The sequence below is a fragment of the Algoriphagus sp. SE2 genome (assembly GCF_039563885.1).
In the GTDB taxonomy this organism is placed as follows: domain Bacteria; phylum Bacteroidota; class Bacteroidia; order Cytophagales; family Cyclobacteriaceae; genus Algoriphagus.
Genome location: NZ_JBCLWJ010000006.1, coordinates 69,276 through 82,982 on the forward strand (window position 1 = coordinate 69,276; position 13,707 = coordinate 82,982).

Annotated in this window: 15 protein-coding genes; 12 read left to right on the forward strand and 3 right to left on the reverse strand. The window is 34.2% G+C overall.

What is annotated here, in order from left to right; translation table 11 throughout:
- The first annotated feature begins 22 nt into the window (after positions 1–22).
- Positions 23–598 (forward strand): RNA polymerase sigma factor, encoded by a 576-nt coding sequence (locus tag AAGF08_RS09160; RefSeq protein ID WP_343510856.1) that lies wholly within the window; start codon positions 23–25, stop codon positions 596–598.
- Positions 595–1,002: a hypothetical protein gene (locus AAGF08_RS09165; protein WP_343510857.1), complete on the forward strand. Its 408-nt coding sequence runs from the start codon at positions 595–597 to the stop codon at positions 1,000–1,002. Before AAGF08_RS09160 ends, AAGF08_RS09165 begins: the two co-directional genes overlap by 4 nt.
- A 52-nt stretch (positions 1,003–1,054) precedes the next feature.
- On the opposite strand, the gene AAGF08_RS09170 is transcribed toward AAGF08_RS09165, so the two are convergent.
- Positions 1,055–1,462, reverse strand: a complete 408-nt coding sequence (locus AAGF08_RS09170) for a hypothetical protein (RefSeq protein WP_343510858.1) — start codon at positions 1,460–1,462, stop codon at positions 1,055–1,057.
- A gap of 927 nt (positions 1,463–2,389) precedes the next feature.
- Here AAGF08_RS09170 and AAGF08_RS09175 point away from each other — a divergent pair.
- The 7 genes from AAGF08_RS09175 to lepB all read left to right on the forward strand — a co-directional run bounded on the left by AAGF08_RS09175 (position 2,390) and on the right by lepB (position 10,242).
- On the forward strand, positions 2,390–4,009 hold the full coding sequence (locus tag AAGF08_RS09175; RefSeq protein WP_343510859.1) for a CTP synthase: 1,620 nt from the start codon (positions 2,390–2,392) through the stop codon (positions 4,007–4,009).
- 45 nt (positions 4,010–4,054) lie between these two features.
- Positions 4,055–5,857, forward strand: coding sequence for a membrane protein insertase YidC (gene yidC, locus AAGF08_RS09180; protein WP_343510860.1), 1,803 nt, complete (start codon positions 4,055–4,057; stop codon positions 5,855–5,857).
- A 262-nt stretch (positions 5,858–6,119) separates the two neighbouring features.
- Entirely contained in the window at positions 6,120–6,902 is a 783-nt protein-coding gene (locus AAGF08_RS09185; RefSeq protein WP_343510861.1) for an AAA family ATPase, read from the forward strand.
- 2 nt (positions 6,903–6,904) lie between these two features.
- Positions 6,905–7,816, forward strand: a complete 912-nt coding sequence (locus AAGF08_RS09190; RefSeq protein ID WP_343510862.1) for a ParB/RepB/Spo0J family partition protein — start codon at positions 6,905–6,907, stop codon at positions 7,814–7,816.
- Between the two features lie 3 nt (positions 7,817–7,819).
- A complete protein-coding gene (locus tag AAGF08_RS09195) occupies positions 7,820–8,425 on the forward strand; it encodes a DUF5683 domain-containing protein (protein ID WP_343510863.1) in 606 nt (201 codons plus the stop codon).
- A 2-nt stretch (positions 8,426–8,427) separates the two neighbouring features.
- Positions 8,428–9,150, forward strand: coding sequence for a 4-hydroxy-tetrahydrodipicolinate reductase (gene dapB, locus AAGF08_RS09200; RefSeq protein WP_343510864.1), 723 nt, complete (start codon positions 8,428–8,430; stop codon positions 9,148–9,150).
- Between the two features lie 15 nt (positions 9,151–9,165).
- Complete coding sequence (gene lepB / locus AAGF08_RS09205) at positions 9,166–10,242, forward strand: signal peptidase I (protein WP_343510865.1); 1,077 nt, start codon at positions 9,166–9,168, stop codon at positions 10,240–10,242.
- Between the two features lie 31 nt (positions 10,243–10,273).
- Here lepB and ung read toward each other — a convergent pair whose 3' ends face one another.
- On the reverse strand, positions 10,274–10,936 hold the full coding sequence (ung, locus tag AAGF08_RS09210; protein ID WP_343510866.1) for a uracil-DNA glycosylase: 663 nt from the start codon (positions 10,934–10,936) through the stop codon (positions 10,274–10,276).
- Between the two features lie 62 nt (positions 10,937–10,998).
- On the opposite strand from ung, the gene apaG reads away from it, so the two are divergent.
- Positions 10,999–11,385, forward strand: a complete 387-nt coding sequence (apaG, locus tag AAGF08_RS09215; RefSeq protein ID WP_343510867.1) for a Co2+/Mg2+ efflux protein ApaG — start codon at positions 10,999–11,001, stop codon at positions 11,383–11,385.
- A gap of 1 nt (position 11,386) precedes the next feature.
- A complete protein-coding gene (locus AAGF08_RS09220; RefSeq protein WP_343510868.1) occupies positions 11,387–12,166 on the forward strand; it encodes a class I SAM-dependent methyltransferase in 780 nt (259 codons plus the stop codon).
- On the opposite strand, the gene AAGF08_RS09225 is transcribed toward AAGF08_RS09220, so the two are convergent.
- Positions 12,155–12,745: a methyltransferase domain-containing protein gene (locus tag AAGF08_RS09225; RefSeq protein ID WP_343510869.1), complete on the reverse strand. Its 591-nt coding sequence runs from the start codon at positions 12,743–12,745 to the stop codon at positions 12,155–12,157. The genes AAGF08_RS09220 and AAGF08_RS09225 overlap by 12 nt on opposite strands.
- Positions 12,746–12,768: 23 nt before the next feature.
- Between AAGF08_RS09225 and AAGF08_RS09230 the strand changes: the two genes are divergently transcribed.
- The gene (locus AAGF08_RS09230) at positions 12,769–13,698 is read left to right on the forward strand and encodes a hypothetical protein (RefSeq protein WP_343510870.1); all 930 of its coding nucleotides are present in this window, start codon (positions 12,769–12,771) and stop codon (positions 13,696–13,698) included.
- Positions 13,699–13,707: the final 9 nt, after the last annotated feature.

Genomic DNA, 13,707 nt, shown 5'->3' on the forward strand with positions numbered 1-13,707 from the left:
ACTTATTGCATCTCAGGATAGAATGCATTTTAAAGAAGATTCTTTTTATATAGAAAAAACCTTGGAAGGTGATCTCAATGCTTTTGGACAGCTTATCCAAAAACATGAGAAGTATGCCTATACCTTAGCTTTTCGAATTTTAAAGAATCAGGAAGAGGCTGAAGAGGCGGCACAAGATGCTTTTATGAAAGTGTATTATTCTCTCAATTCCTTTGAGGGTAAATCAAAGTTCACAACATGGCTTTATAAAATTATTTATAATGAAGCTCTAGGTAGGTTACGTAGGTCAAAAAGAATTCTGGTTAATTTAGACGAAATAAAAGACACAAAAGAAAATCCCACAGAATTTAAAAGTGGAATGGAGCAATTGCAAATCGAAGAAAGAAAGACTTTAATAAAAAAAGCACTTAATTCTATAAAGCCTACTGAATCCGCTATTCTAACTTTATTTTATCTTGAACAACAGAGTATCAAGGAAATCGAGCAAATTACTGACTTAACAGAATCACATATTAAAATACTTTTGCATAGAGGTAGAAAAAGCCTTTTAGCATCTTTGCAAAAGATCACAAATCAAGAATTAATTAACCTGTTATGAAAAATTTTAATATTCAGGAAGAAGAATTTATTAAGAGTTTATTCTCCGAAATTGGTAGTGAATCTCCCTCTATAGATTTTCATAAAAGAATTATTTCAAAAATAGAAAAGAAAAATTCTATTGCATATCAACCTCTTATTTCTCCTTTTGCATTAAAACTGATTGTTGCTGGAATTCTATTTATTGGAATAATCACTTTAATTATTGTTCCAGGAGACGAAACATCTATAAGTTATTTGACTAAAATCACAGAGTTAACCCCTTCTATTTTAAATTTAAAATTTCCAACATTGGGAATACCAAAAATCCAATTTGGTTCGATTTTCAATACAGCATTGCTAGCTTTTAGTTTATTAATGTTTAGTTGGATTATATATACCTCCAAACGATTAAGAGTAGAATAAGAAAAGGCAGCTTATTTAGCTGCCTTTTCTTATTCAAGAAGGAAAAGAATAATTAACCTCTCAGCCAATTAATGAAAGTTTGGTATCCAACACCAATTTCTCTAGCAAATGCTGCTTTAGTTTTCTTTCCAGCAGCTTCTACTTTTTTCCATTCCTCTACAATTTTCGTTTTTTCAGAGTCAGTAAATGTTCTCCTTTTACCCGTTTTGCCCTTAGAAGAGCCTGAGCCACTAATTAGAGAAATTAATTCATTTAAGTCATTCACAAATTTACTATCTAAAAGATGTAAACCTGCAGCATCCAATTTCTTAATAACCTCATCTTTTGGATTTACAGGAGTAACAGGAATTCCTTTTGCCGCGGCCTCATGTAAATCTATTTTATTTCCATCAGCTGTAACATACACAAAGCCATCACTCTTTTTCAAATCATTAATAGATTCTTTGATTAATTCTTTCATTGTGAAAATAGTTTATTCAAATTTTAATAACCATTTGCAATATATATATTTTAACAATTACTAAAAATGAAAAAAATAATTTTATAATAATAATTTCAAAGATCTGAAATTAATCCAATATTTCATTTAAAAACTAAATTCAATAAGTATCTAAAGGTGAAAATGACGTTAGAAAATTAAATAATATTTCCAATAAATAAAGCTCATGAAACCTTAAGGACATTTTACATCTCGGTTCTATAGACTTTAAAATGGGAGAAATATTAAATAAACCATTTGTTTTAGGGGAAAAAAGGAAAAGAAATGCAATTAAAGAATAATGACTTTAAAATGGTTATGTATAATTCTACTTTAAGGAATACCGGATAATTTTTGATAATTATTCAGAATTAAAAAATGAGGATAAATCCAATTAGAAAATTTTTGAATATTCCTTCAGCCTATCTAACCGAATCCTTGAATAAAATATAACTATTTCACTCTGACTTTGTACTCTGTAAATTAAGCTTAAAAAAAGATTATCAGTTTACATATTATAAATTTTGAACTATAAATTAAATAAAAGGATTCAACCTGGAGTAATTTATAGAATCATTTTAAATAAAGAACTAGCTTATTTTCAACCTATTAACCATCCTTAATTGCATTACTTATATTATATTGTTATTAAATTAATGCAATTTATTCATGAAAGTTTGGCTATGAGATTTTTGAATTCAGAATTTCTTCAAACTATTTTTTTGCCGACTTCATTCCTATGTTTTTTGAATAGTACATCTCATTTAAATTGGAATAATTTAACCTCAAAGAAAACTTAATTCGCAGTAATTAATAAAAATCAAAGGGATAAAAGCCCTTAATCGGGAAAATTCCGTAATTTTGAGCCCCATAAGAATTCAAACAAAAAAACATCCTGCCTCCATTCTTATGGGATCAACAACTAAGTACATATTTATTACAGGAGGGGTTACCTCCTCACTCGGAAAAGGTATTATCGCTGCCTCTTTAGGCAAGTTATTACAATCCAGGGGTTTCAAAGTAACTATCCAAAAATTCGATCCATACCTAAATATTGACCCGGGCACATTAAATCCATATGAACATGGAGAATGTTATGTCACGGATGATGGAGCAGAAACTGATTTAGATCTAGGGCATTATGAACGGTTTCTAAGTATTACTACCTCTCAGAATAACAACATTACTACGGGAAGAATTTATAATAACGTAATTACCAAAGAACGAAAGGGTGAGTATCTTGGAAAAACAGTTCAGGTCATTCCTCACATCACAGATGAAATCAAATCAAATTTCTACAAACTCGGTGAGGAGGGAAAATATGATGTTGTAATTACCGAAATTGGAGGCTGTGTAGGTGATATTGAGTCATTACCATTTATTGAAGCTGTCAGGCAGGCAAAATGGGATTTAGGTCCAAATAATTTTCTTGTAATCCATTTAACCTTAATTCCTTATTTAAAGGCTGCAAAAGAGCTAAAAACCAAACCTACGCAACATTCTGTAAAGCAGTTACTTGAAGCAGGTATTCAGCCAGACATATTAGTTTGTCGTTCCGAATACCATTTGCCAAATGATGTGAAGAAAAAATTAGCTCTTTTCTGTAATGTGCAGTTAAATTCTGTGATTGAAGCAATGGACGCTGATTCTATTTACGATGTCCCTCTTCTAATGAAAAAGGAGAAATTGGACGAAAGGGTAATGACTAAATTGAAACTTTCTTCAAAGGAGAATACAGATTTAGAAAATTGGAAGGACTTTTTGGGTAAACTCAAGAATCCAACACAAGAAGTAACTATTGGTCTTATAGGTAAATATGTTTCACTTCCTGATGCATATAAATCTATTATTGAATCATTTACTCATGCAGGAGCTTCCATCGAATGTAAAGTGAATTTGAAACTGATGTCCTCTGAAGAAATTAACCCCGGGAATTACGAAGAGAAATTAACTGATCTTGATGGGATTTTGGTAGCTCCAGGTTTTGGAGAAAGAGGATTTGAAGGTAAAATAGAAACTGTTAAATACGCAAGAGAAAATAAAATCCCATTCTTTGGAATATGTCTTGGAATGCAGGTAGCGGTGATTGAATTTGCCCGAAATGTGCTAGGCTTTCATAAAGCCAATAGCACAGAAATGGATCCATATACTCCTTACCCTGTAATTTCTCTGATGGAAGAACAGAAAAAAATTGACCAAATGGGTGGAACCATGAGATTGGGGTCATATGCTTGTGACCTTAAAAAAGGGAGTAAGGCTTTTAACTCTTATGGAAAAACTAAAATTCAGGAAAGACACCGTCACAGATATGAGTTTAATAATGAGTTTTTACCAGAATTAGAAAGCAAAGGAATGTTTGCTACGGGGAAAAATCCAGAAACTAAATTGGTTGAAATCATTGAAATCAAAAACCATCCTTGGTTTGTTGGCGTTCAATTTCATCCAGAGTATAAAAGTACCGTTTTAAACCCTCAGCCTCTTTTTGTGAAATTCATTCAAGCGGCAATCGACAATAAGAAAATAAAGTAACAAAGATAATTTGCGGGACATCCGTCCCTATTCTATCCAATTATTATGGACAAAAATCAAGCGACTGGCTTAATCCTTTTTGCTGCAGTAATTTTAGTCTACTCCCTTTTCTTCGCGAGTAGCCCTGAAATACCGACAGAAGAAACACAAGTACCAGCTCAAACTGAATCTGCAGAGCGAGATGTACCATCGGCTATGCAAAGTACTCTCCTTTCAGAAAATGATTCTCTTCAATCTGCTCAGAGTATTGCAAAATATGGCGAATTGGCTGTGTTGACCTCCGGTGAAGAAAATCAAATTTCTTTAGAAAATGACCTCATTCAGGTTACTGTCTCCTCAAAAGGAGCGTTAATTGATGAGGTAAACCTTAAAGAATTCAAGAACTGGGAACAACAGCCCCTTTTACTTATCGATAAAGAAAGTTCACAAATGGACTTTAGCATAGAAAGCAGAGTGGGTTTGATTTCTTTGAATGATCTTTATTATACATCCGACCTTCAAACTGAACAAGACGAAGACGGTTCAACCATTCATGTTTTAACATTGAGTGCCGCTACTGAAAGTGGTCAGATTACTCACGTTTTCAGTTTAAAAGACGGGACTTATGAGGTTCACAAGTCTTTGGAAATAGACCGGTATTCTGGCTATTTCACAGGGAATTCAATCCGACTCACATGGGCAGATCAAGTAAGAGCACATGAAAGAGACTTGGCAGAATCAAGAAGAAAAACCCAAGTAAATTATTATTTGAATACCGGTTCATATGAAAATCTTGGTGTTGGTGATGACTTAGAACAAGAACAAGTACAGGAACCTGTAAAATGGATTGGATTTAGTCAGCGGTTTTTTACAGCAGGATTAATTGCTTCAGATTCATTCCAAAATGTTAGTCTTGCACAAAGCACTCCTGGAGATAGTTCCATTGTGAAGTTCATGGAAGCTTCCATGGATATTCCACTTAAAGAAGGAACGGCTGATTACACGTATTATTTTGGTCCGGATAATTACAAAACACTTAAGAAGGTAACAGAAGGCTTTGAGAAAAATGTAGACATGGGTTACTTTTTCGTGAGTTGGGTGAATAAGTACATCATTGTAAACCTTTTCGCTTTCTTGGAGAAGTACTTTAGCAATTATGGCGTAATTATCATTCTGATAGTCTTTATTATCAAGCTTGCACTCTCCCCATTAACCTATAAATCCTACATAGGCATGGCTAAAATGAGAGTGATCAAACCTGAAATTGATGAGCTGAAAGAAAAATATGGCGATGATGCAACCAAAATGCAGCAAGAGCAAATGAAGCTTTTTGGGCAATTGGGAGTTAGTCCTATTTCTGGTTGTCTACCTATGGTACTTCAAATGCCATTCCTTTTTGCGATGTTTTTCTTTTTCCCGAATGCTATCCAACTAAGACAGGAATCTTTTCTATGGGCCAGTGATTTATCTACTTATGATACGTTTTTCAATCTGCCATTTACGATTCCTTTCTATGGATCTCATGTCAGTTTATTTACATTATTGATGACCGTTTCCCAAATAGTATATACTCATTTCAATAATCAATTGACAACTGCTCAAGGCCCGATGAAAAACTTGGGATATATCATGCCTGTGATGTTTATGTTTATCCTAAACTCTTACCCGGCAGGTTTAAGTTTCTATTATTTTGTTTCCAACATGGTGACATTTGGTCAGCAGGCAGTCATTAAACTATTTGTTGATGACACGAAAATCAGAGCAAAAGTTGAAGAAAGTAAAGCGAAAAATGTAAATAAAAAGAAATCAAAGTTCCAGCAAAAACTGGAAGAGGCTATGAAAGCAGCCGATTCGAACAGAAAAAAATAAGATTAGGGAGCTTCAAAAAGGCTCCCTTAATTTTTCTGATATTAATTAACTTTAACTAATCTTTAAAGATTTATAGAAAAGGAATCCGAGTTTAAAAATATTTTATATTAATTTTCCATAAATAGACTTCAATATTTGATATGGATCAATCCTCAATGGTTACCTTTCAATATCGATTGCCTTTAAAAAAAGCGTTGGTATCAGCCGAAAAAGAATTGATTTTGATTAATATTGATATTCAATTACCCGAGAAAAAAATTACATGGGAAAAATCATTGCCATAGCCAATCAAAAAGGCGGAGTGGGAAAAACCACAACAGCGATGAACCTCGCTGCCAGTCTTGCTGTATTAGAATTTAAGACCCTGGTTATTGATGCAGATCCCCAGGCAAATACTACTTCAGGATTAGGGCACGATCCGAAATCGATTAATTCCAGCATATATGAATGTATGGTAGATGAAATCGATATCAATGAGATCATCTTGAAAACAGAAATTGATTATTTGGATTTGGTACCTTCGCATATAGACCTGGTAGGTGCTGAAGTAGAGATGATCAATCTAGACAATCGGGAGGAGAAAATGAAGGGGGTCATTTCCAACCTTAAAGATCAGTATGATTTTATTATTATTGATTGTTCCCCTTCATTAGGACTGATTACAATAAATGCTTTAACAGCTGCAAATTCAGTAATTATTCCAGTACAGTGCGAGTATTTTGCCCTAGAAGGATTAGGGAAACTCCTTAATACCATCAAGATTATCCAAACCAGATTAAACCCTGATTTGGAAATTGAAGGAATATTACTCACCATGTATGACGTGAGACTTCGCCTTTCCAACCAAGTTGTTGAAGAGGTAAGAATACATTTCAAGAACATGGTTTTTACTACAATTATACCTCGAAATGTCCGTTTAAGTGAGGCGCCATCTTTTGGTCTTCCTGCTATCGCTTTTGATGCAGATGGAAAAGGAGCGATAGCCTATCTAAACCTAGCTAGTGAAATTGCTCAAAAGAATGGACTTCAAAAAGTGAACAGTTAATTATGTCAGATAATAAGCCTAATCGAAAAAAGAGCGCACTTGGACGTGGTCTCGGAGCTTTGCTGGAGGATAGTCCTGCAAAACATAAGTCGGAAGAGATTTTACCAGAAGTAGTTAAAACTGGTATATTTGAAATTCCATTAGAAGAAATACAAGTAAATCCCTTCCAACCAAGAATATATTTCGATAAAGAGGCGCTAAGCGAACTGGCAGAATCAATAAAAGTTCAAGGTATCATCCAGCCCATTACTGTTAGAAAAATAGACAACAAGGAATATCAGCTGATTTCCGGTGAAAGAAGATTTCAAGCCTCAAAATTAGCAGGTCTTACCCAAATACCCGCTTATGTAAGAACTGCCAATGATCAGCAAATGCTAGAGATGGCATTGATTGAAAATATTCAAAGAGAGAATCTAAATGCGCTTGAAATTGCTCATTCTTATCAGAGATTATTGGTAGAATGTGACCTGAAACAAGAACAATTAGGTGATCGTGTTGGTAAAAACAGGACAACTGTTAATAATTATCTAAGATTACTCAAATTACCTCCTACAATCCAAGCAGCTATCCGAGATCAACAGATATCCATGGGTCATGCCAGAGCTTTGATTAATATAGAGGATGTTGATAAACAATTGGCAATTTTCAAGAAAGCAGTTGATGAGGAATTAAGTGTAAGGAAAGTTGAAGCATTAGTAAAAGCATTAAATGAAGGAAGGCCTGAGAAAACCAGCGAACAAGGTTTGGACCCAGTCAAAAAATATGAGATTAGTAAAATTCAACAGAGATTAGCATCACATTTTGGGACAAAAGTTTCTTTAAAGGCCAATAATAAAAATAAAGGTGAAATAAAAATCCCTTTCAATTCTACTTCCGATCTTAATCGAATTCTGGAAATACTGGAAATCATTTAAACGTTGAAAGCCTTAATTTTTCATAAATTTCAACCACCAAAAGCCCCATGGACCTTCCTGGGACTTTTAATTTTATGCTTATTTGTAAATTGCGGAGCATTTAGTCAAGAAGTAGAATTAGATAACATAAAAACCTCCGAAAAAAAAGAAAAACCTGACTACTCCAATCTTCCAAAGAATCCAAGAAAGGCAACTATATACTCGGCTATTTTACCAGGTGCTGGTCAGGTATATAATAACAAAGCATGGAAAGTTCCAATTTTATATGCCGGGATAATGACAGATGTCTATTTTATCCGATTTAACAATCGGAGATACCAAGTTTTCCGTCAGGCATTATTCGATTTTGATGATGGCAATATCAATGATTTTCCAAATCTAAATCGAGATGCTTTGGTGAGAAATGTTGATTATTGGAGGAGAAACAGGGATTTATGCTATTTATTACTTGGTGCTATCTATGCATTAAATCTTATTGATGCGAATGTAGATGCACATTTATCAGGTTTTGATATTTCTGATGATTTAGCATTAGGAATTGAACCACATTTTGAAACATTTTCAGCGAATAACAATTCAATGGGAGTTTCCTTAAAACTGAAATTTTAAAAATGAATATATTATTACTTGGGTATGGCAAAATGGGAAAAATCATTGGTGAAATCGGAGAATCTCGAGGACACTCAATTGCCGGAAAAATCAATATTGATAACAGAGAAGATCTAGAGAAATTAGATCCAAACTCTATTGATGTTGCGATTGAATTTAGCCAACCCGAAGCAGCTTATGAAAACATTTCCTGGGCCATACAAAGACAAATTCCAATTGTAGTCGGTACCACCGGCTGGCTCGAAAAGAAGGCTGAAGTAGAAGAAATGACCCGCGCTAAGAAGGGAAGTTTCTTTTATGCTTCGAATTTCAGCATCGGTGTCAACATCTTCTTTAAGGTAAATGAATTTCTATCCAAATTGATGAATGAAACAGATGGATATCAAGTTTCTGTGGAAGAAATTCATCATACAGCCAAAAAAGATGCTCCTTCTGGAACAGCCATCACTCTGGTAGAAGGAATTATTAAAAATCTAAAGTCCAAAAATTCCTGGAATCTAAAAAGTGAAAAACAGTCCTCTAATCAATCTGTGGAAATCACTTCAAAACGAATCGATCCAGCTCCAGGTACGCATATAATTAAATACGAATCTCCAATTGATGACATAGAAATAACACATACTGCACACAGCCGTGAAGGATTTGCGCTAGGGGCAGTATTGGTAGCCGAATGGATTCCTTCTAAAAAAGGAGTGCTTTCGATGGATGATTTTCTATCTTTCTGATATTATTTATACAAAATGAGCCAGCCAAAAAAGAAAAAATCCCCAACTCGTGAATGGGTTGATGCATTGGTTTTTGCAGTCGTAGCCGCAAGTTTAATCAGATGGTTATTATTAGAGCCTTTTACCATTCCAACTGCTTCAATGGAAAAATCACTTCTTGTAGGGGATTTTTTATTTGTAAGTAAAATGCATTATGGGACAAGGTTTCCTAAAACGCCATTGCAAGTCCCATTGACGCATCAGAAAATCTGGGGAACAGAAATTCCTTCGTATAGCGATGCTATTGAGTTTCCATATTACAGACTTCCCGGTTTCAGTGATGTTGAAAGATATGATGTGGTAGTTTTTAATTACCCAGTAGAGTTTCAATATCCTCCTGATCTTAAGACAAATTATATTAAAAGAGCAGTGGGAATACCAGGGGATGTTATCGAAATCAAAAATGGTGATTTATATGTAAATGGGGAAGTAGGTTTTAAACCTGAAGAGATGCAGTATTCTTATGACGTGATTACTTCCCGTCCATTGAATACAGATTTCTTCAAGGAATATGGAGTTAATCCAGAAAGTTTTTTAGCCTTTACTGATGGTTCAGGCTATCTTGTTTTTGCTACGGATGAGATTATTTCCAGATTAGAATCCTCGCCTGTAGTTACATCTGTTACTAAAAGAATTGAAAAATCTAGCTACAGAGACCCTAGGATTTTTCCCGCTAATACCGACTATAAATGGAATGCAGACAATTTCGGCCCCCTGAAAATCCCATCAAAAGGTGAAACAATTGAATTGACCAAAGAGAATTTAGAAAAGTATTTTTTTACAATTGAAAAATACGAAGGTCATGAATCTGTTATGATGGGAAATGGTGCGCTGGTGATTGATGGGCAAAAAGTAGACAATTATACATTTAAACAGGACTATTATTTCATGATGGGAGATAACCGACATGACTCCTTGGACTCGAGGTTTTGGGGTTTTGTACCAGAAGACCATATCGTTGGTAAGGCTTGGTTCTTGTGGTTATCCTTGGACAAATATGAATCAATGTTTGGTAAGATTCGATGGAGTAGATTCTTTAAAGGAATAGAATAAATGAAGGCCGGGCATTATCCGGCCTTTCTTTTTACCATTCTATTGGAGTCAATCCTTTTGAAATAAGGTATTCGTTTGATTTTGAAAAATGACGACACCCTAAAAACCCGCGATGAGCAGAAAGTGGACTAGGATGAGGAGCTTTTAAAATATAGTGTTTTGTGGAATCTATCAATTCAGACTTTTTTTGAGCAAAAGCTCCCCAAAGCATAAAAACCACATTTTCTTTTTCTCTACTAATGGTTTTAATTACTTCATCTGTAAACTCTTCCCACCCCTTTTTTTGATGAGAACCCGCTTGATGTGCCTTAACAGTCAAAGTTGCGTTTAATAAAAAAACACCTTGATCGGCCCATCTCGTCAAATCACCATTAGGGGGCAAGTCTTTCCCCAAATCTGATTTTATTTCTTTAAAAATATTTAATAAACTTGGAGGGAATGGGATTCCAGGTTTGACCGAAAAAGAAAGTCCATGGGCCTGGCCGGGACCATGATAGGGATCTTGGCCTAAAATCACAATTTTGACCTTATCTAGAGGACAATGCCAAAAGGCATTAAAAATATTCTTCCCCTCAGGGAAAATCTTATCTTTAGAATATTCGTCTTTAACAAATAAAACGAGTTTAGAGAAAGAATCTTGCTGAAATGCCTGCTCTAAAACTTTCTTCCAACTAGGCTCTATTTTTACATTCATAGTTAACAATATTGTTTTTCTGATTTTCAATTGTATATTTATAACCTTTTAACTTATATATCATGGTTACTGCTATTACAGAAGGAATTCAAGTAAGTGTTGAGGTTACTTATCAGGCTGAATTCTCCAGTCCCCAGCAACACCATTATGTTTTCACCTACAAAGTAACAATTCATAACAAAAGCCCACACACTGTCCAATTATTAAGAAGGAAATGGGAAATTTTTGACGCAGCTGAAACAATAAAAATTGTTGAAGGTGATGGAGTAGTAGGTCAACAACCCATTTTAGAAAAAGGTCAATCCCATAGTTATGTTTCAGGGTGCAATTTAAAATCAGGTCTTGGGAAAATGAAAGGGGTTTATTTTATGGAGAAACTCTATGACAGGAAAAGAATAGAAGTTGAAGTTCCTGAATTTCAAATGATTGCAAATATTTTCCATAATTAATTTGCTTAAAAAACTTTTTCCACTTTTTGCTTATTTCAAATATTGGCTGAAAAAGGAAGACAGCTATTCACTTCAGTCTCCATTCGTATTCAACATATATCAAGGTTTAAAAGATTACATTAAATTGACCGATTCTTCTTTTCAAGAGATTGAAGTATACAGAAGAAAATTGCTAGACTCAGACAAGGAAATTGAAGTTTTGGATCTTGGTGCAGGATCTAAAAAAGTGAATTTTAAAAAACGAAAAGTAGCTGATATTACTAAGTTTAGTACAAGTTCTAAGAAGTTTGGACTTTTGTATCAATATTTCTGCCAGCTCACACCTGCTAGGACCGTGCTTGAGCTTGGTACCTGTATGGGGATCACAACGCGCTATTTATCTCAAAAAACACAGGGCATCCTATTTACCTTTGAAGGGTCACTAGAAATCCAAAATTTAGCAAAGGTAAGCTCAGGATATTCTAATACCCAATATGTTTTGGGGGATATTTCTAATACACTTCCGGAAATTCTTTCTAAAATTGAAACGGTAGATTTTGCATTGCTTGATGCAAATCACACATACACTGGAACTATTGAGTACTTTGAATTAATTTTAGAAAAAGTAAGTGAAAAATCAATAATTGCGATTGGTGATATTCACTGGTCAAAAGAAATGGAAAAAGCCTGGCATCAAATCAAGAATAATCTAAAAGTAAAATTAAGCATGGATTTTTATGAATGCGGGATTGTATTTTTTGATTCTACGCACCAAAAATCAGAATACATATTAGACATCTGATTTTTTAGTCTGAAAGAATAATTCGGCCCCCATCCTTTCAGGAATTGAATTGTAGCATTGGGAAAAGGACACTTCCTGAAACTTACTTTCAAACAAAGCCTGATATTCCTCCTGTGATCCTCCAAAAGGTGGACCAGCCTTATCAAATATTCTGTTGAATAATACCCCAACTAATTTTCCTCCTGGTTTAAGTAATTCTATCATCTTCTCAACATATTTAGGCCTTAAAGATGGCTCAAGTGCACAAAAAAAGGTTTGCTCAAGAATTAAGTCGTAGTTACGATTATGTTGAAAAAAATCCTCATGATGTATGTTGGAGTCTGGGAAATCTGAAACTTTGGATTTAAACTTTCTTAAAGGCTCAGAAGCAAAGTCAAGAATATTTACATTTTTGAAACCATTTTTAAAAGCATATAAGGCTTCATATCCATTACCAGCCCCTGGTATCAGAATTTCAACTTCTTTTTTTTCAATTTGGTCTAAAAATTGCACAATAGGAGGAGAAGGATATCCAATATCCCATCCAGTTTGACCAAAGTTATAACGATTAGACCAGAAGTTTTCGTCTAAAAAAGTCATTAAACAACAGCTATTTCAAAATTATGAGCACTAATTTCGAGTCAGAAACAAACCCAAAGAAAGAACAAGGTAAAAATATTATTATTATTGTTCTTGTACTTTTAGTGATTATCAGTGGAATAAAATTATATACTGATTATGTAGATAGAAGTAAAAAGACCAAAGAAATCCTATTATTGTCTACTGAAAACAATGAACTAAATAAACGATTAGATTCGGTAACCTACCAATTGGATTTAAGGATCCAGGAAATTGAAAAATTGGGCGGAGACATTGTAGCATTAGAACAGGTAAGAGATCAACTTATTGCCGAAAGAAATACTTCGAGACAAAGAAGTGCCAATGAAATAGCTGCACTTAATCAAAAAATAAGAAGTTACAGTGGATTAATCGAAGAAAAGGATCAAGAAATACTGGAGCTTCGGGCAATGAACCAGCAGCTGTTTGCAGAAAATCAAGATTTAAAAACTACTCAGGCAGAAATAGAAGAGGAAGTAGCGCAACTAAATATTCAAAAAGAGGATTTACAGGCAAAGGTTAATATTGCAGCAATGCTAAAAGCCGAAAACATCAATATTGCTGCTGTGAATTCCAGAGGAAAAGAAAGAATTGAAACTACGAAAGATTTTAAAAACAGACAGATTGAGCGAATTAAAGTAAGTTTTTCTTTTGCTGATAATAAAGTTGCAGAAAAAGGCCCTAGGAATGTCTACGTGCAGATATTGGCTCCTAATTCGCAACCAATTTTTGATGTAGCTAAAGGATCCGGTACTTTTATGATGGATGGTGTTGAAGAATTCTACACTGTGCGACAGGATATTATTTTCGATAACACGGAACAAGAATTGACTTTCTATTATGAAAAGGGGTCAGATTATAATTCCGGAACTCACGAAGTCAAAATATTTGTAGATAATTATCAAATTGGGTCAAAAACCTTCTCAGTGAAATAAGAAAGGCCT